Genomic DNA, 17516 nt, shown 5'->3' on the forward strand with positions numbered 1-17516 from the left:
AACGAGCCTGCCACCCGGCACCATTCGGATCGACCCAGGCTGCGGCGGCCCCTATTCGAATGCTGCGGTGACCAGGGTGGCATCGACGTCGATGAGCAACGGCTGGCCCGCGTCGATGCCGTGATCAGGAGCGTCGATGCAGGCCATCCTCCATGCCCGAGCCCGTGGTGCCACCAGGGCGGTGTTGTTGGCGTGTCGGGCGGCCGGGGCGTCGTGGGCGAGTCCGGCGCCGAAGGCCAGGCCCGGAAGGGGCCGGACACCGTTCTCCCGTGGCGGTATCCGGCCCCTTTCGCGCACTTCTGCGTGGTCGTGCCACCTCAGCGCTCGACCTGCAGCAGCCCGAGCCGCTGGGTGGCGCGGGTCATCGAGACGTAGAGGTCGGCGGGGTTGTGTGCCCGGATCCGCTCCGGGTCGACGATCACGACGGCGTCGAACTCGAGGCCTTTTGCCGACACCGGGGTGTGCAGCTGCGCGGGAAGACCGGCAAGGCCGTCCACCTCGGCGGCGATCACCGCCAGGGTCCCGCGGCCCAGCTGCGCCACCTCCGCCTCGACGGCCTTGCGCACCTCGGCTGCGAGGTCGGTCGCGGGCACGGTGCGCTGCCACGGATCCTCGCCCGTCGCCCGCACCGATTCGGGCGGCTGCCGTTCGGGCGCGAACTCGGCCAGTACGGCAGCGGCCAGCGCCATGATCTCGGCGGGCGTCCGGTAGTTCACCGTGAGCGTCCGGTAGGTCCACCGGGAACCGAGGTGCGGGGCGAGCACGTCCGCCCACGCATGCGCTCCCGCGGGGGCGCTGCGCTGCGCGAGGTCGCCCACTGCGGTGATCGAATGGGAAGGGCATCGCCGCAGCAGGACGTGCCAGTCCATGGCGGAGAGCTCCTGCGCCTCGTCGACGACGAGATGTCCGAACCGCCAGTCCCGGTCGGCGGCCGCCCGCTCGGCGACGCTCATGAGGTGCTCGGGCACCTGCCGGGCAGCGAGCACGTCCGCGGTGACGAAGTCGGTCGGGCGCAGCTCGTCGGGATCCTCCCCGGCGAGCTGGCGGTCGGCCGACTCCATGATGGTCAGCACCTCCGCGGCGTAGGCGCTGTCGGGCTCGCGCTCCGGCTCGACACGCCCACCCGGCCGGCCGGGCGGGGGACCGAGCAGCTCGGCCAGCTCGTCGAGCAGCGGCGCGTCCGCCACCGTCCACGCGGATCCCTCGGCGCGGTACAGCCCGGAGAGGTCGATCTCGCCGCCTGCCGAGGCCAGCCGATCCGGCGACGCGAAGAGCTCGCTGAGGAGCTGCTCCGGGGTCAGCACCGGCCAGAGCCGCTCGACCGCCGCGTGGAAGCCGAGGTCGGAGCGCAGGTCGTCGCGCAGCTCGTGGCGCAGCTCTGCCGACACCTGCGCCGCGCCCGCCGACGCGATCTCCGGGAGGTCGCCGAGCTCGCGGAGGATGTCGGCGAGCTCGGGCGGGTCCTCCAGGTCCTGGTCGAGCCGCTCGGCGCCCTGCTGGACGAGCAGGCTGCCGAGCGTGTCGCGGAACGTCCTCCGTGCAGCGTTGTGGGGCAGGCCGGTGGCCCGGGCGCGCCTCCTGGCTTCTGCCGCCGTCGCACGGTCGATCTCGACGGTGACGTCGTCGAGCTCGATCGCGATCGGCGACCCGGGCAGCTCCTGCCGGTCGGCGACGGCGCGGCGCAGTACGTCCAGCATCGCCAGCCCGCCCTTCGTACGGGCCACCTCGTCCTGATCGACAGCGGTCGCGACGACGCCGTGCGCCAGCCGGCCGGGGGTGGTGAACACCACCGCCGACTCGCCCAGCGCGGGGAGCACGCCCCCGACGTACCGGATGAACCCGGCGCTGGGGCCGACGACCAGCACGCCGCTGCGGGCCAGCCGCTCGCGATGCGTGTAGAGCAGGTAGCCGACGCGGTGCAGCGCGACCGCGGTCTTCCCGGTCCCCGGGCCGCCCTCGATCACGACGACGCCGGAGAGCGGCAGCCGGATGATCGCGTCCTGCTCGGCCTGGATCGTCGTCACGATGTCGCGCATCGTTGACCCGCGCGGCGCCTTCAGCGCGGCGAGCAGCGCCGGATCGGAAGCGGATTCGGAATCGGCGTGCGCGAGGGCCGCCCGGTCCAGCACATCGTCGTGGAAAGTGGCGACCCGCTCGTTGGGCGCCGTTCCGGCGAGCTGGAAATGCCGTCGCCGGGTCACGCCGAGCGGAGTGGCCAAAGTTGCGCAGTAGAACGGCTGGGCGGCGGGCGCCCGCCAGTCGATGAGGGCGCTTTCCCCGTCCGCGGGATCGGTGAGCCCGATGCGGCCGATGTAGCTCGTCGACCCGTCGGTGTGGTCGAGGCGGCCGAAGCACAACCCCGAGCGGGCGGCGGTCAGCGCGCCCACCCGCTCCGACCAGCGGTGCACGGAGACGTCGCGCTCCCAGCGCGCGCTGAGCTCTCCGCCCGTCGGCGCGGCCAGCTTGCCCCGCGCCTGGGCCGTGGCGGCCGCGAACTCGGTGGCGAGCAGCGCATGCAGCCGGCGGATCCGTCTGGTCTCCGCCTCCAACTCCTGCTCGAAGGGGGGTCTGTCCACGCTCTCCCCGCCCATGCTATTCTCAAGTTGCGGAGATACGAATTCATTCTCTGATCGCACCCATCAGAATAGCTCTTCCGCATTTCGCTGCGCAAAGTCGCATCGGGTGAATCGCCGAGTGCGCACCGTGGGACGGCTGGCGCGCCCCGAGCCTGACTAGACCTACCGGCGCCGTGCGTCCGGTCCCACGCCGAGGGGCTTGCAGTGCTTCGTTACTGAATGTGCCCCTGCCGGCGTCGCGGCGGCACGTGATCTGGCCTCCTGGGGCTGCACCGTCGTTCTCAGTCACTCCCGGGTGTCATCCGCCACTCGTGGCCATTGCCCGGAGTGCGGCCGCGGTACTGGCGTCCGCCGGGAAGAAGGTCTCGATCGCAATTTCGTCGAGGGTCACGTCCCGGGGCGAGCCGAACACCGTCATCGTGTACAGCAGCGCGAGGTCGCCGAATTCGGACGAGATCTGCATCGGCATGACGAGGTCGCCGGCTGGACCCCGACGTGCGTCCGCGGCCGTCACACCGTTCGGCACCGGGTAACTCTCCAGCTCGGCCAACAGCTCAGCGAGGCCAGGCGCCGCTGTCCGCTCCAGTTGCCGGCGGACTCGGCGCAGCACGTGCGCCCGCCACGGTGCGAGGTTGCGGATCCGCGTGGAGAGCCCGCCAGGGTGCAACGTGGCCCTCAGTACGTTGACCGGCGGCGTGGCGAGCTCCGGCGCCACGGTGCCGAGGAATGCGGACATGGCGCGGTTGGCGGCCAGTAGCTCCCAGCGCACGTTCACCGCGAGTGCGGGGTTGGGTTCATGGCCGGTGAGCACATACTCGACCGCGGCACGTGCTTCGCCGAGGTCGCCGAATGCGCGTTCGGCGTGCATCGGAGCGAAGCCGGCGGCCAGGTAGAACGCATTGCGTTCGCGGAGCGGAACGTCGAGCTCTTCGCAGAGTCGCTCGATCATCTCGCGGCTCGGGTTCGCGCGTCCGGTCTCGATGCAGCTCAGATGCCTCGCCGACACGCTCGCCGCGAGCGACAGGTCCAGCTGCGAACGACGGCGACGTTCCCGCCAGCGGCGAACCAACGTCCCGACCGGTTCGGTGGTGGCGGTCATGCTGTCAGGCTGCCGCGCAGGGCGACGCGAGGCAATGATCTCGGAGGTCATCGACAGGCGTCGATCGTGGCTCCACGCTCGATGGTGCGGTTGCGACCGCGCAGGAGCATCTTCGGACACAGGAGACAGCACATGACCGACACGACCGTGGTATCCAGCACTCGCAACGAGGGAGCCGTCGAGCGCTACGTCGCGTTCTGGAATGCGGATACGGCGGAGGACCAACGACGGCTCGCGTCGGTGACCTTCATCGATGACGTCGAGTACACCGCGCTGATCGGCGTTCTCAGAGGGCCGGCGGCTCTGATGGGCTTCCGTACCGAGTTCGTCGACCACGTGGGCTCCGCGACGTTCCAGGCCAGGGAGAGCCCGGAGACCCACAACGATCGTGCCCGACTGAAGTGGGAGATCGTCACAGGCAAGGGAGAGTCGTTCGCCACCGGAACCGATGTGATGGTGATTGATGCTGACGGCCTGATCAGTTCCGTCACGTCGTTCCTCGACCGCGCGCCCGAGGGTTTCGACCCACACGCCCATCACTAGTAGGAGGGTCCTAGAGGATCCGATTCAGGCGACGCGACCACGTGCTGGGGAAGGTCGCTACCAGCGAGAACGGCCCCCAAGCTGATCGCCTGGGGGCCGTTCTCATGCGATCGGCGAATCGGATGTACCCGGCCGACCTGCCCGGGCCGGCCGACGAGCGGCCGGCCCGGACGTCGGGATCAGGCCACGTCGTACCGGTCGAGGTCCATGACCTTGGTCCACGCGGCCACGAAGTCGCGCACGAACTTCTCCTGCGCATCGTCGCTCGCGTAGACCTCCGCGACGGCCCGCAGCTCAGAGTTCGAGCCGAAAACAAGGTCGACGCGGCTGCCGGTCCACTTGACCGCACCCGTGGCGCGGTCGCGGCCCTCGAAGGTCTCCGTTTCCTCGGAGGTCGCCGTCCACTCCGTGCCCATGTCGAGCAGGTTCACGAAGAAGTCGTTGGTCAGCGACCCGGGCGCCGAGGTGAGGACGCCCAGCGGGGACTGCCCGGAGTTCGCACCCAGGACACGCAGGCCACCCACGAGGACGGTCATCTCGGGCGCGCTCAGGTTCAGCAGGTTCGCGCGGTCGACCAGCAGGTACTCCGACGGCAGCCGGTTGCCCTTGCCGCGGTAGTTGCGGAACCCGTCCGCGGTCGGCTCGAGCGCGGCGAAGGCCTCCGCGTCGGTCTGCTCCTGCGAGGCGTCCGTGCGTCCCGGGGTGAACGGGACCTGGACGTCGTGGCCCGCGTTCTTGGCCGCCTGCTCGACGGCGGCGACCCCGCCGAGCACGATGAGGTCGGCCAGCGAGACCTTCTTGCCCCCGTTCTGGGAGCTGCCCCAGGACTGCTGGATGCCTTCCAGGGTGCGCAGCACCTGCGCCAGGGTGTCGGGGTCGTTGACCTCCCAGTCCCGCTGGGGCTCGAGGCGGATGCGCGCCCCGTTCGCCCCGCCGCGCTTGTCGCTGATGCGGAACGTCGAGGCCGACGCCCACGCGGTGGAGACGAGCTGGGAGACCGTCAGTCCCGAGGCGAGGATCTGGCTCTTGAGGGCGGCGATGTCCGCCGCCCCGACGAGCTCGTGGTCGACGGCGGGGATCGGGTCCTGCCAGAGCAGCGTCTCCTGGGGGACCAGCGGTCCGAGGTAGCGCTGGATCGGCCCCATGTCGCGGTGCGTCAGCTTGAACCAGGCCCGGGCGAACGCGTCCGCGAACTGGTCCGGGTTCTCATGGAAGCGCCGCGAGATCGGCTCGTAGACCGGGTCGAACCGCAGCGCCAGGTCCGTCGTCAGCATCGTGGGGGTGCGCTTCAGTGAGCCGTCCTCCGGGTCCGGCACGGTCCCGGTCCCGGCGCCGTCCTTCGGCTGCCACTGGTTGGCCCCGGCGGGGCTCTTGGTCAGCTCCCACTCGTAGCCGAACAGGTTGTCGAAGAAGCCGTTGCTCCACCGCGTCGGCGTGGTCGTCCAGGTGACCTCGATGCCGCTGGTGATCGCGTCCCGGCCCTTGCCGCTGCCGAAGGTGTTCTTCCAGCCCAGGCCCTGCTCCTCGAGCGCGGCGCCCTCGGGCTCGGGACCGACGTACTTGTCCGGGTCGGCCGCACCGTGGGTTTTGCCGAACGTGTGGCCGCCCGCGATCAGCGCGACGGTCTCCTCGTCGTTCATCGCCATGCGCCGGAACGTCTCGCGGATGTCCCGGGCCGCGGCGAGCGGGTCGGGGACGCCGTTCGGGCCTTCCGGGTTGACGTAGATGAGGCCCATCTGGACGGCGGCCAGGGGGTTCTCGAGCTCCCGGTCACCGGTGTAGCGCTCGTCGCCGAGCCAGGTGCGCTCGGGGCCCCAGTAGACGTCCTCGTCGGGCTCCCAGACGTCCGCGCGCCCGCCTGCGAAGCCGAAGGTCGTGAAGCCCATCGTCTCCAGCGCGCGGTTGCCCGCGAAGATCATCAGATCGGCCCACGAGATCTTGCGGCCGTACTTCTTCTTCACCGGCCACAGCAGCCGGCGGGCCTTGTCGAGGTTGCCGTTGTCCGGCCAGCTGTTCAGCGGCGCGAAGCGCTGCATGCCGGCGCCTGCGCCGCCGCGGCCGTCCTCGATGCGGTACGTGCCGGCGCTGTGCCACGCCATGCGAATCATGAACGGCCCGTAGTGGCCGAAGTCCGCCGGCCACCACTCCTGCGACGACGTCATGACCTCGTCAACGTCCTTGGCCAGGGCGTCGAGGTCGACCGTGTTGAACTCCGCGGCGTAGTCGAAGTCCTCGCCCATGGGGTTGGCCACGGCTGGGTGCTTCCGAAGGATCTTCAGGTTGAGCTGGTTCGGCCACCAGTCGCGGTTCCCCGCTCCCTCGGTCGGGTGATTGCGGCGCCCGGCCGAGACTGGACATCTACCGGCGCTCTCCTCGTTCATCTCGCCGACAACGGCGTCAGGACTGTCAGACACGCGAATCCTTCCGGGGATCTGAGCATGTGCTCAGGAACTGGGTGTGGTGGTGCATTCGGGGCACAGGCCCCAATAGACGACCTCGGCCTCGTCGATCGCGAAGCCGTGGTCGTGGGACGCGGTCAAGCAGGGAGCGGTACCGACGGCGCAGTCGACGTCGGCGATGGCACCGCACGACCGGCACACGACGTGGTGATGGTTGTCGCCGACCCGCGACTCGTAGCGGGCCACGGAGCCCGGCGGCTGGATGCGCCGCACCAGACCCGCGGTGGTCAGCGCTCTCAGCACGTCGTAAACGGCCTGGTGGGACACCTCACCGAGACCCTCGCGCACGACACCTATGATCGAATCGGTGTCGGCGTGCGGGTGGTCGAACACCGCGGACAGCACAGCCACCCGAGGACGCGTCACGCGTAGCGCGGCCTCGCGCAACATGCGCTCGATGTCCGAAGTCGTGGGCACGTCCCGGAGTGTGGCCCAGTTTCTGGAATCAATCAAGATTCGGCGCGGCCTTCGACGGCACGTGCGTCCGCGCAGGAGCACCGGTACCAGGACGGCCGCCGTCAACCCCACTCCCGCGCCCAGCCCGGCGCTCAGTTGCGGCCCTGATACGAACGCCTCCTGCGCCCGGGCAACCAGGAGCGCGCAGCGGATGGTCCGGACGCCCGGACGGCGCCGGTTCAGGCGGGAAGGGACCAGTCGAGCTCGTCCCAGCCGGTCCTCGGCAGTGACCGCATATCGCGCACCCATTCGGCCCGTAGGAACGGGAGACAGACCTGCTCCGGGCCCCGCACCGAGCGGCTGCTCGCCGCCGGCTCCCACGACGCGGGCTCGCCGAGGAAGAGTGCTTCGAGGAAGTCGTTCCATGCGCCGTAGTCCGACGCCACGACGAGTTCGGCGGGGGCCGCGAACTCGACCGTCGCGTAGCCGGTGCTCAGCTCGTGCTCCGGATTCAGCAGCAGGGCCGCGTCGAGCAGCCGGAGGGGGCCGCGCCAGGCCCACATCGGGGGCCGACCGGCCGTGTCGACCCCGGCCCGCGACATCGCCGCCGCCATCGCCCGGTACGCGTCGCGGTGGGCGGGCGGCACGTGGTCCCAGTCGCCGACGAGCATTCCCTCGGCTTCGAGCTGGGCGACGCGGGTGAGCCGCTGGAAGCTCCGCAGGAGCACGGGTGGCACAGGGCTCAGGCGGCGCGGGTTGAGTCGAGCTGCGCCAGGCGAGAGTTCGAACCCATGGGCGAAACGTAGCGTTCCCGGCGGTCATGAGCGTTGCATTTCCCGGGCGTTCCGCATCTGCAGCGCGACCGCTCCCGCCGTGACGACGAGCAGGCCGGCGCCGACGAGGGCGGTGGTCGTGAAGGCCTCGGCGAACGACCGCTGCGCAGCCGTCAACAGGGGCTCGGCGAGTTCGGTCGGGAGTTGCTCGGCGGTCCCGACCGCCCCGCCGACGGTCGCAGTGGCCGCCTCCGCCGCGCCGGGCGGGAGTCCCGAGGGCAGCTCGCCGACGATCCCCGCCCGGTAGACGGCGGCGGCGATGCTGCCCAGCGCGGCGATTCCGAGCGCGCCGCCGAACTCGGCGCCCGTCTCGCCGAGCGCCGCCGCGGAGCCGGCGCGGTCGGGCGGGGCGGCGGAGACGATCACGTCGATCGCGCGGGCGGCGACCATGCCGGTGCCTGCGGTCAGCACGGTGTAGCCGCCGATCAGGGCCACCACCGACGACTCCACGTCCAACGTGCTGACCAGCACGAACCCAGCGGCCGCGACGAGCAGCCCGGCGACGGCGATCGCTGCCGGCCGCACCGCCCTGCCGAGCGTCGTGGCGACGAAGATGCCGATGATCGTGCCCGCGATCGTGGGGAGCTGCCACAGCGCCGCGGCGAACGGGGCGATCCCGAGCACCACCTGCAGATACTGCACCGCGAGGAGCCCCATGCCCGCGCTGCAGACGACGATCACGGTGTAGGCGGCGAACGAGCTGCTGAAGGCGCCGCTGCGGAACAGGCGGACGTCGACGAGCGGGTCGGCGAGCCGGGCCTGGCGGCGGACGAAGACCACGCCGACCGCCAGGCCGAGGACGACGGCGGTCGCGCCGGGCCAGTGCACCGCGCCGACGTGCGCGATCTCCTTGCCGCCGTGAACGAGCAGCAGCACGGCGACGATCGACATCGCGGCGCCGGGAAGGTCGAAGCGCCCCGGCGCCGCCTCGCGCGACTCGGGCAACAGGAGCGGGCCGATCACCAGCAACGCCACCATGACCGGGACGTTGATCAGGAACACCGAGCCCCACCAGAAGTGCTCGAGCAGGAGCCCGCCGACGATCGGGCCGAGCGCGACACCACCGGTGAAGGCCGCCGTCCAGGCGCCGATCGCGGCGCGGCGCTCGGTCTCCTCGCGGAACATGGTCCGGATCAGCGCGAGCGTCGACGGGGCGAGCGTGGCGCCGCCGACGCCGAGCAGGGCGCGGGCGAGGATGAGCATCTCGGTGGTCGTCGAGTACGCGGCCAGCACGGACGCTGCGCCGAACGCCGCCGCGCCGAGCAGGAGCACCTTGCGCCGGCCGATCCGGTCGCCGAGGGCGCCCATCGTGAGTAGTAGCCCGGCCATCAGGAACCCGTAGACGTCGAGGATCCACAGAAGCTGCGGACCGGTGGGCTGGAGGTCGGCCGCGAGCCATGGCGAGGCCATGAACAGCACGGAGAGGTCCATGGAGGCCAGCAGGGCGGGCAGGGTGAGGACGGCCAGCCCGGCCCACTCCCGGCGGCCCGCCCGCTCGGTCACGTCGGTCATGTCGCGAACTATACGAATGTCCTATACGCGCGTCTAGTACGCCCGTATGGGCGGCAGACTAGGATTCGGCGCATGGGACACCGGGAGGATCTCCTGGCCGGCGCGAAGCGCTGCATCGCGGAGAAGGGCTTCGCCCACACGACCGCGCGCGACATCGTCGCCGCGTCCGGCACCAACCTCGCGTCGATCGGCTACCACTTCGGATCGAAGGACGCGCTGCTCAACGCGGCCGTCATCGACTCCTTCGACGACTGGGACGAGACCATTGAGGCCGCGGTCGATCGCAGGAGCGGCGACGCGCCCCTCGACCGGCTGGAGGCCTTCCTGACGGGGCTCGTCGAGGCGCTCGGACAGAATCGGCCGATGGCCGCGGCGAGCGTGCAGGGCTTCGCCCAGGCCGAGTTCGCCCCCGACGTGCGCGCGCAGATCGCCGAGGCCTACCGCCGTGCCCGGCGCGAGCTCCCGGCGATGATCCTTCAGGTCGATGTGGACGACGTCGACGACAGGACCGCCGCCACCCTCGGCTCCTTGGCCATGGCCCTGGTCAACGGTTTCGTCCTGCAGCACCTCGTCGATCCGGAGCAGGCGCCGTCGGCCCGCGACATGGTCGACGCGCTGCGCCGCCTCCGGACCGACTGAGGCGACCCCACCACGACCTGCGGGAGGATGGCCGCGTGCCGCGAGCGCCGATCCACGACGTCCCCATCGCCGAAAGCCCCATCCGGCTCGGCCAGTTCCTCAAGCTGGCCGGGCTCGCCGAGGACGGCGGGCACGCGAGAACGCTGCTGGAGGCCGACGAGGTGCTGGTGAACGGGCGCGTCGAGACGCGCAGGGGCGCGCAGCTGCAGGCCGGTGACGTGGTGGCCGTCGGCGGTCAGCGCGCCCGCCCCGTCGCAGCAGGCTGACCACTCACCAGTCGAACAGGCCCAGGACCTGGTCCTCCACCAGCGCCGCCATCGACGTGCTGTACGCGGCGCTGACGTGGTTGTCGTCGAGGTACACCATGACGTTGCCGATCTCGGCCGGGCACCGGGCGCCGTCGCACACGGCGTCGGCGACATCGAGGAACGTCACGTTGGGCGGCACGTCGTCGCGTTGCTCGTACGGGGGGACATCGGCGTAGACGGCGGCCCGGTCCACACCGCAGACCTCGGCGCCGCGCCCGTTCTGCTGCACGCAGTCGGGCACCGAGAAGTCGAAGCGCGGGTTGTCGCGGACCGCGAGCACGGGGATCCCCAGGCCGTGCAGCCGCCACCACTGCGCGACGAAACCCGGCGGGGTCTGCTCGGTGAGGCCCGGCCGCACGTCCCGGCTGGCGAGTGTGACGACGGCGTCGGGATGCTGCGCGGCGATCTCGTCGGCCACCGCGGTGTTCCAGGCAAGGCAGTCCGGCTCGTCCGCGACTACCTCGGAGGCCGTTGAGAACGGGCAGGCGCCGCGCAGGATGGCGGTGATCTGCCAGTTGTGCTGCTGCGCGATGGGGATGAGCGCCCCGGAGAGCTGCTGCATGTGCGAGTCGCCGACGACCACGATGCGCTTCTCGGGCTCGGCCACGGGCTGGACGCACATGTCGGACGGGAACTGGGCCATCGGCGCGCACACCCACTGGTCGACGCGGACCCAGTCGTCGTACACCGAGACCGGGGCGGGGAGCAGCGGTGCCTCGGCCGGTGGCCCGTCGACGAGCGCGAGCGCGCCGGGGTGCGCCGCGTCGCCGATGGGGGCGGTGTGCGCACGCTGCACCGTGACGAGCTGCCAGCATCCCGCCGCGACCAGCACGGCGGCGACGCCGAGAGCGCCCAACCGGTAGGCGTTGCGGACCCCGATGCGGCGGCGGAGCACCGGCTGCTCGACGAACCGGTGGGTGAGGATCGCGAGCGTCACGGAGACCGCGATCACGGCGATGCCGCCGAAGAACCCGACGCCGTCCTGCTCCCGCACCGCCATGAACAGGATGAGCACCGGCCAGTGCCAGAGATAGAGGGAGTAGCTCAGGCCGCCCACGTACTGCACCGGCCCCAGCGTGAGCAGGCGGTCGACGCCGTAGCGGGACCGGGTGACGCCCGCGAGCAGCACGAGCCCCCCGCACGCGGTGGGCCACAGCGCGGCGATGCCGGGGAAGACGGCACCGACCGGCAGCACGGCACCGCAGACGAGCAGCCCGACGACTCCGACCCAGCCGAAGGCCACCCGCTCCTCCCGCGTCCAGGGGAACCGGCCCATCCAGAGGACGAGGAGCCCGCCGAGCGCGAACTCCCAGAGCCGCGTCAGGGTGTGGAAGTACGCGAGCGGCTGGTTGATGATCGTGAGCGCGACGGAGTACGTCAGCGACATGGCGAACACACCGAGCAGCGCGATCGACAGGTGCGTGTGGAAGCGGTGGATCGCGCCGCGGGCGACCATAGCGACTAGTGCGACGAGCACCGGCCAGATCAGGAAGAACTGGACCTGGATCGACAGCGACCAGAAGTGCTGCACGACGCTCGTGGCGTTGTTGCGGGCGGCGTAGTCGACGGAGTCGGCGGCGAGCTGCCAGTTCTCCAGGAACAGCGCGGCGGCCACGACCTCGCGCACGGTCTGGTTCCAGCGGCCCTCGGGGAGCAGGACCGCGGCCGCTAGCACCGTGCCGAGCAGCACCGTCACGGCCGCCGGCAGCAGGCGCACCACCATCCGGCTCCAACGCGTGCGCAGCTCGAGCCGGCCGCGCTCGGCCGCGCGGGCCAGCTGGCCGGTCAGGAGGAAGCCGGAGATCAGGAAGAAGACGTCGACGCCGCCGGAGACCCGCCCGAACCAGACGTGGTAGACGACGACGAGCACCACCGCGAGGGCGCGCAGGCCCTGCAGCTCCGGGCGGAAATGCGCTGCGGCCGTCGGGGCGGGGAGGGTGGGGCGCGGAGCTCGTGGTCCGGTTAGGTGCTCAGTAGCCGACGTAGTTCCCTGCGCTGTTGGTCCGGCCGCCCGCCTCGAGGGTGTCGAGCCCATAGTTTGCGATCATGTACCGGACGCCTGCGGTGATGTTCGCGACCGGGTCGGTGATGGGCCGGTCGGCCAGGTCCGGGTGCACGTAGGCGCGGAAGGTGGACGGGATCGTCTGCATCAGGCCCTGCGACGGGGTGCCGCGGCGGGCGTTGCTGTCCCAGTTGTTGATCGCACGCGGGTTGCCGCCGGACTCCTTCATGATGATCCGCTCGAGCTTGGGCGAGAGCGACTGCGGCAGGTCCATGATCCGCAGCGCCTCGGCGATCCAGCCGTCCAGCCCGCCGTGCTCGATCACAGTGTCGATGCGGTCGCGCTCGGCCTGCTCGCGGGCCTGCTTCGCGTGCAGCTCGGCGAGCTGGGCGGCGAGCGTGGAGGCCTTGTCGAGCAGTGCGAGCTGGTCGTCGCCCCCCTGCTCCTCGATGTCGTCCGCATAGTCGACCGGCAGAACGGCGGTGTTGACGGTGGCCGTCTTGAGGGCGTCGCTGTTTGCCGCGAGCACAGCCTGGAAGGGGTTCTCATCGGCCGCTGCCGTGGTGATGGTGCCGTCGCCCGGCGTGGGGATGAGCGCGGTGAAGGTGCCTGTGGCCACCGCGCCGACGGCGGCGGCCGTGGCGAGCGCGGTGGTGCCGAACGCCGGCCCGACGGACGGCGGCGGCCGGTGCGCCGCGTTGTGCCGGGCCGGCTTCGGCCCGGCAGTGCGAGGCGGCGTGCGAGCACCACGGGGGGAGCGGTGTCCTGCCAAGAGAGAACTGCCCTTCCAGCGCTGGGGAGCGATCCGTTCGGCCGCGCTACCGGTCGGGGGTCCGGTGAACCGGTTGGGGAGGACCGGTTCGGTTGCGCGTGTGATCGGATCGTGACGCTGGGCGAGACCTTATTCGGCCCCCCTACCCACAGACAAGGAAAGTAGTGGCGTTTGAGCGCAGCTCAGCTGCCGTTCACCGGGCACCCACGACCGGGTGAACGCCGCTCGTCGGGGCGTCGAGCGGTCAGCCGCGTCGACGAGCGGTGAGAGCAGGGAGAAGCAGGCAGGAGTCGCCGAACTCGTGCCACCTGTAGCCGTGTTCCAGCGCGGCGGCGTAGGCGCGGCTGACGAGCTGCGCGCCGGCCACCGCCTCGAGGAGCAGAAGGTGGGAGGCCTGCGGCTCGTGCCAGCCGGTGACGAGGCCGTCGACGACCCGAGCCGGACGATCGGGCCCGAGGACCAGGTGTGTCCAGCCCGCACCGGCGCTCACGTGGCCGGCCGGGTCGGCGACGGTCTCGAGTGCGCGTGTGACGGTGGTGCCGACGGCCACGACGCGCCCGCCCGCGGCCCGTGTGGCGTTGACGGCGTCCGCCGTGGCGGCGGGCACCCGGTACCGCTCGCGTTGCGGCACCTCGTCGGCCTCCAGCGACGACACCCCTGTGTGCAGCACCAGCTCGGCGACGCCGACGCCCCGCGCTTGGAGCGCGGTCAGCACGTCCGGGGTGAACGGTCGGCCCGCGCTGGGCATCTCCGCGCTGCCGAACTCGGGTTCCGCCCGGGCGAACACCGTGCGGTAGGCGGCGAGCGGCCACTCGCCGTGGAGATAGGAGTAGCGGATCGGACGGCCGACGGCAGCAAGCCAACCCCGGAGCCCGCCCGCCACCGGAATGCGCGCCCGCCACAGCCTGCTGCCTGCGACGGTCCGCGGGTCGGGGTGCCCGGTCAGCAGCGTGGCCGCCACGCCGCACGGCAGGAGCACGGTCTCGCCCGCCACGCCGTCGGTCACCCGCCGCCCGCCGGGCGTGCGCAGCTCGACGACGTGCAGCCCGTCCGGTGCGGGACCGGAGACGTGCAGCGTGACGGGCCTGCCGTCGTCCCGGTGGCCGTCGATGGCGGCCGGCTCGGTCTCGGAGGTGTTGACGACCACGAGATCGCCTGGTGCCAGTGCGAGCGGCAGGTCGCGAAACCGCACGTGCTGCGGCGGGCCGGCGTGGCCCGCGACGAGCAGCCGCACCTCGTCGCGGGCCAGGCCGCGCACCTCGGGCGGCTCGGTGGCCGCGAGCGCCTCGGGAACTGTGAACTCCGTCGCCGGGGCGGGCCGCCGCAACGTCACCGGGTGCTCCCGGCGGCGAGATCCGCTGCGCGGTGGCGGCCGCTGGGCGGGCGCTCGTCGAGCAGGCGCAGGAGCGCCGGCACGACCGTCGCCGGTTCGGGCCGGTCGGAGATGTCCTCGCCGGGGAACGCCCGCTGGTGCATCGCCGTGCGCATGTCGCCCGGGTCGAACGCGTGCACCCGGAGGCTCGGCTCCTCGACGGCGAGGACGGCGGTGAGCTGGTCGAGCGCGGCCTTCGCCGCCCCGTAGCCGCCCCACCCCGGGTAGGCCTCGACCGCGGCGTCCGAGCTGAGGGAGACGACCGTGCCCGTCGCGGACGCGCGCAGCATCGGCAGCGCGAGCTGGGTGAGCGCGAGCGGGGCGAGCACGGTCGTCTCGAACACGCCGCGGAGCGCGTCGAGGGGGTAGTGCTCGAGCACGGGGAGCGGGGAGGGGCCCAGCTCGCCCGCGTTGTGCACGAGCAGGTCGAGCCCGCCGTGCCGGCGCGCGGTGGCGACGAGCGCTTCGCGGAAGGCGGGATCGGTGACGTCGCCCGGTACCGCGACGACGCCGGGCAGGCCGGCCGTGGCCGCCCGCAGCCGCCCGCCGTCGCGGGCGCAGGCGACGACTGTGGTGCCGCGGGAGCTGAGCGCGGTGGTGAGGGCGAGCCCGAAGCCCTGACCTGCCCCCGTGACGATGGCGGTTTCGAAGGTCATACGGGTACGGTGCGACCTGAAGTCAGCTTTAGGTCAAGGGGGGACGGGGCGTTGGACACAAAGGACCTGCTCACCATCGGTGAGGTCGCCCACCGCAGCGGGTTTCCGCCGTCGGCACTGCGCTATTACGAGAGGGAGGGGCTGCTGCGGACCACGCGGACCGCCGGCGGGCAGCGTCGCTACGAGCGCTCGGTGCTGCGACGGCTCGCGTTCATCAGGGCGGCGCGGACGGTCGGCGTCGGGCTCGACGAGGTGCGCCATGGGCTCGACCAGCTCCCGGATGGCCGCACGCCGACGAAGGCGGACTGGTCGCGGCTGTCGCGCTCGTGGCGAGGGCGGCTCGACGAGCAGATCCAGGCGCTCGTGGCCCTGCGGGACGGGCTCGACTCGTGCATCGGCTGCGGCTGCCTGTCGCTGCAGCGCTGCCGGCTGTACAACCCCGGCGACCGGGTGGCGGAGCTGGGCCCGGGCGCCCGCCTGCTGCCCCCGATGCTCCGCCGCACGCCGGCAGAGGGCGTCTGAGAAATGCCTGGATAGCCACATTCAAGGCGGTAGCGGCCCTGATGCGGCTTTCCAGGCGTTCGGGTGGGCAGGCCCCTACGAGGAGAGCAGGCGGGGGCGGGCGGACCAGCGCGCCGGGAGCGTCCGATCGACCCACGCGTGCAGGTCCTCCACCGGCGGACGGGTGCTGATGGCCGACTGCTCGTGCTCGGCCAGGAACGCCGTGGTGCGCTCCTCCCAGCCGACGCCGAGGCAGGGCACGCCTGTGGACACGGCGAAGATCAGGGCGTGGATGCGCAGGCCGAACAGCGCGTCCGCCTCGCCGACCACGGCCTTCGCGAGCGCGGGCGGCAGCTGCGGGCCGAGTACCGGGATCGGCCTGCCGAGCCGCTCGCCGAGCTCGCCCACCAGCACCTCGTCGCGGCGGGCGAGGCCGAGGCCGTAGTCGGCGTGGGTGCTGATCGCGAGTCCGGCGACGGCGCCGCCGCGCTCGATCCACCGGCGGGCGAGCCGCTCGGCGGCTTCCTGCAGCGCGTCGACGAGGATCGGGTTGGGCAGCGCCTTCGGGGCGACGAGCAGCAGCGGCACCGCCGGGTCGACGCCTGCGGCTGCGAGCGCGCGCCTGGCGTCGGCGGGCGGGGCGGGCTTGAGGCCCATCGCGAGGTCGCCCACCACCGGCGCCACGATGTCGTCGCCGAGGGTGGCGGCCGAGACCTCGTCACGGACGCTGATGCGGCCGGGCTTGCGCACCGACCGGCGCAGCAGGTCGAGGACGCGGTCGGGGGTGCCCGGGTACACGCCGATGGCCAGGTACGTGATGTCCCGGCCGCGGGCGGTGGCCGCCCACACGATCGCCGGCAGGACGTTGACCAGCGAGGACGCGCCGGTGCCGAACAGGCCGCCACCGACGACCGCGATGCCGTCGCACCACTTGAGCGCCTTGGTGAACGGGAGGCCCTCCATGGGCACCGCGGCGACGCGGTGCAGCGCCTCGACCATCCGGGGGTTGCGTGACATCACGCGCACCTCGACGTCGTCGGGAAGCTCCTGCAGGGTGCGGGCGAGCATCGCCTCGTCGCCCGTGTTGCCGTTGCCGAAGTTGCCGATGATCAGCACCCGGGTGTGGCGAGGCGCTGCGGCCCCGCGGCTCTCGTGCGCGGCGTGCCTCCTGCCCAGGTCGGCGAGCTGCTGGCGGATCAGGTTGGTGCGGGGGTCCGTCATCGAGTTCCTCGTGTCGGGCGGCGAGTCTCGGTGACCACCTGCGGTCACGCGTCCGCCGCAGCCTACGGCGTACCGGGACTGGCCCGGATGGGGTGTTCCACGACCGGCGGCGCGTGCGCGGCGGGCGGCATGCCTCCGGGCGTGTCGATGATCACGATGTGCGCTCCCGGCGCGGGGGACGCCGCCCACCGCGCGATGCCTCGTTGCACGGTCGGTCCCGGTCGGTCCGCAGTGTGACGGGCTTGCCGGCGGCGCACGCTCGTCGGCATACGCTCCGAGCATGATTTACGAGCTCAGGGAGTACACGACCGTGCCGGGGCGGATGCCGGCGCTCGTCAAGCGGTTCAACGACCACACGCTGGGCATCTTCGCGAGGCTCGGCATGGAGGTCGTCTTCATGTCCGTCACGGAGCTGGGCGCGGACTCGACCAACGAGCTCGTCTACGTGATGAAGTTCGACTCCTACGACGACATGGCCACGAAGTGGGAGGCGTTCCGCGCCGACCCGGAGTGGAACGAGGTGCGGCGCGCGAGTGAGGCCGACGGCCCGATCGTCGTGGCGGTGGGCAGGCGGCTGCTCAACCCGGCGGCGTTCAGCGGCTGATTCCGAGATCCTCACCCGCGGTG

General features: G+C 71.9%; 16 protein-coding genes. 5 read left to right on the top strand and 11 right to left on the bottom strand.

What is annotated here, in order from left to right:
• Window positions 1–317 precede the first annotated feature (317 nt).
• Together ABD143_RS32320 and ABD143_RS32325 are read right to left on the bottom strand one after the other, a co-directional pair.
• Window positions 318–2576 carry a helicase gene (locus ABD143_RS32320; protein WP_343985516.1) on the bottom strand — a complete coding sequence of 753 codons (2259 nt, stop codon included), beginning with the start codon at window positions 2574–2576 and terminating at the stop codon, window positions 318–320.
• 298 nt (window positions 2577–2874) lie between these two features.
• The gene (locus tag ABD143_RS32325) at window positions 2875–3675 is read right to left on the bottom strand and encodes a helix-turn-helix domain-containing protein (RefSeq protein ID WP_343985517.1); all 801 of its coding nucleotides are present in this window, start codon (window positions 3673–3675) and stop codon (window positions 2875–2877) included.
• A 132-nt stretch (window positions 3676–3807) separates the two neighbouring features.
• Here ABD143_RS32325 and ABD143_RS32330 point away from each other — a divergent pair, with 132 nt between their 5' ends.
• Complete coding sequence (locus tag ABD143_RS32330) at window positions 3808–4218, top strand: nuclear transport factor 2 family protein (protein ID WP_343985519.1); 411 nt, start codon at window positions 3808–3810, stop codon at window positions 4216–4218.
• Between the two features lie 179 nt (window positions 4219–4397).
• Here the strand turns inward: ABD143_RS32330 and katG are convergent, their stop codons facing one another.
• The 4 genes from katG to ABD143_RS32350 form a co-directional block, all read right to left on the bottom strand.
• On the bottom strand, window positions 4398–6632 hold the full coding sequence (gene katG, locus ABD143_RS32335; protein ID WP_343985521.1) for a catalase/peroxidase HPI: 2235 nt from the start codon (window positions 6630–6632) through the stop codon (window positions 4398–4400).
• Between the two features lie 30 nt (window positions 6633–6662).
• Window positions 6663–7094, bottom strand: coding sequence for a Fur family transcriptional regulator (locus ABD143_RS32340; RefSeq protein WP_343985523.1), 432 nt, complete (start codon window positions 7092–7094; stop codon window positions 6663–6665).
• A 218-nt stretch (window positions 7095–7312) separates the two neighbouring features.
• Window positions 7313–7810 (bottom strand): hypothetical protein, encoded by a 498-nt coding sequence (locus ABD143_RS32345; protein WP_343985525.1) that lies wholly within the window; start codon window positions 7808–7810, stop codon window positions 7313–7315.
• A gap of 81 nt (window positions 7811–7891) precedes the next feature.
• Window positions 7892–9418, bottom strand: a complete 1527-nt coding sequence (locus ABD143_RS32350; protein ID WP_343985527.1) for an MFS transporter — start codon at window positions 9416–9418, stop codon at window positions 7892–7894.
• A 72-nt stretch (window positions 9419–9490) separates the two neighbouring features.
• Between ABD143_RS32350 and ABD143_RS32355 the strand changes: the two genes are divergently transcribed.
• Both ABD143_RS32355 and ABD143_RS32360 read left to right on the top strand, forming a co-directional pair.
• Window positions 9491–10057, top strand: coding sequence for a TetR/AcrR family transcriptional regulator (locus ABD143_RS32355; RefSeq protein ID WP_343985529.1), 567 nt, complete (start codon window positions 9491–9493; stop codon window positions 10055–10057).
• A 35-nt stretch (window positions 10058–10092) separates the two neighbouring features.
• Entirely contained in the window at window positions 10093–10323 is a 231-nt protein-coding gene (locus ABD143_RS32360) for an RNA-binding S4 domain-containing protein (protein ID WP_343985531.1), read from the top strand.
• Window positions 10324–10327: 4 nt separating this feature from the next.
• Here the strand turns inward: ABD143_RS32360 and ABD143_RS32365 are convergent, their stop codons facing one another.
• The 4 genes from ABD143_RS32365 to ABD143_RS32380 form a co-directional block, all read right to left on the bottom strand.
• Window positions 10328–12400: an acyltransferase family protein gene (locus tag ABD143_RS32365; RefSeq protein ID WP_343985533.1), complete on the bottom strand. Its 2073-nt coding sequence runs from the start codon at window positions 12398–12400 to the stop codon at window positions 10328–10330.
• Window positions 12336–13139, bottom strand: a complete 804-nt coding sequence (locus ABD143_RS32370) for a transglycosylase SLT domain-containing protein (RefSeq protein WP_343985535.1) — start codon at window positions 13137–13139, stop codon at window positions 12336–12338. Before ABD143_RS32370 ends, ABD143_RS32365 begins: the two co-directional genes overlap by 65 nt.
• Before the next feature lie 244 nt (window positions 13140–13383).
• Complete coding sequence (locus tag ABD143_RS32375) at window positions 13384–14472, bottom strand: S-adenosylmethionine:tRNA ribosyltransferase-isomerase (RefSeq protein ID WP_343985537.1); 1089 nt, start codon at window positions 14470–14472, stop codon at window positions 13384–13386.
• Complete coding sequence (locus ABD143_RS32380; RefSeq protein WP_343985539.1) at window positions 14469–15167, bottom strand: SDR family NAD(P)-dependent oxidoreductase; 699 nt, start codon at window positions 15165–15167, stop codon at window positions 14469–14471. Before ABD143_RS32380 ends, ABD143_RS32375 begins: the two co-directional genes overlap by 4 nt.
• Window positions 15168–15218: 51 nt before the next feature.
• On the opposite strand from ABD143_RS32380, the gene soxR reads away from it, so the two are divergent.
• A complete protein-coding gene (gene soxR, locus ABD143_RS32385; protein WP_343985541.1) occupies window positions 15219–15689 on the top strand; it encodes a redox-sensitive transcriptional activator SoxR in 471 nt (156 codons plus the stop codon).
• Window positions 15690–15764: 75 nt separating this feature from the next.
• Here soxR and ABD143_RS32390 read toward each other — a convergent pair whose 3' ends face one another.
• Window positions 15765–16889, bottom strand: coding sequence for a polysaccharide pyruvyl transferase family protein (locus ABD143_RS32390; RefSeq protein WP_343985543.1), 1125 nt, complete (start codon window positions 16887–16889; stop codon window positions 15765–15767).
• A gap of 280 nt (window positions 16890–17169) precedes the next feature.
• Between ABD143_RS32390 and ABD143_RS32395 the strand changes: the two genes are divergently transcribed.
• Window positions 17170–17493, top strand: coding sequence for an NIPSNAP family protein (locus ABD143_RS32395; protein ID WP_343985545.1), 324 nt, complete (start codon window positions 17170–17172; stop codon window positions 17491–17493).
• Window positions 17494–17516 lie beyond the last annotated feature (23 nt).

This window comes from Pseudonocardia aurantiaca, assembly GCF_039526725.1.
GTDB lineage: Bacteria > Actinomycetota > Actinomycetes > Mycobacteriales > Pseudonocardiaceae > Pseudonocardia > Pseudonocardia aurantiaca.

Coding starts and splice junctions, on each gene's coding strand:
- ABD143_RS32325 (WP_343985517.1), bottom strand. CDS start 3,675: ATGACCGCCACCACCGAACCGGTCGGGACGTTGGTTCGCCGCTGGCGG.
- ABD143_RS32330 (WP_343985519.1), top strand. CDS start 3,808: ATGACCGACACGACCGTGGTATCCAGCACTCGCAACGAGGGAGCCGTC.
- ABD143_RS32350 (WP_343985527.1), bottom strand. CDS start 9,418: ATGACCGACGTGACCGAGCGGGCGGGCCGCCGGGAGTGGGCCGGGCTG.
- ABD143_RS32355 (WP_343985529.1), top strand. CDS start 9,491: ATGGGACACCGGGAGGATCTCCTGGCCGGCGCGAAGCGCTGCATCGCG.
- ABD143_RS32365 (WP_343985533.1), bottom strand. CDS start 12,400: ATGGGCTCGACACCCTCGAGGCGGGCGGCCGGACCAACAGCGCAGGGA.
- ABD143_RS32380 (WP_343985539.1), bottom strand. CDS start 15,167: ATGACCTTCGAAACCGCCATCGTCACGGGGGCAGGTCAGGGCTTCGGG.
- ABD143_RS32390 (WP_343985543.1), bottom strand. CDS start 16,889: ATGACGGACCCCCGCACCAACCTGATCCGCCAGCAGCTCGCCGACCTG.
- ABD143_RS32395 (WP_343985545.1), top strand. CDS start 17,170: ATGATTTACGAGCTCAGGGAGTACACGACCGTGCCGGGGCGGATGCCG.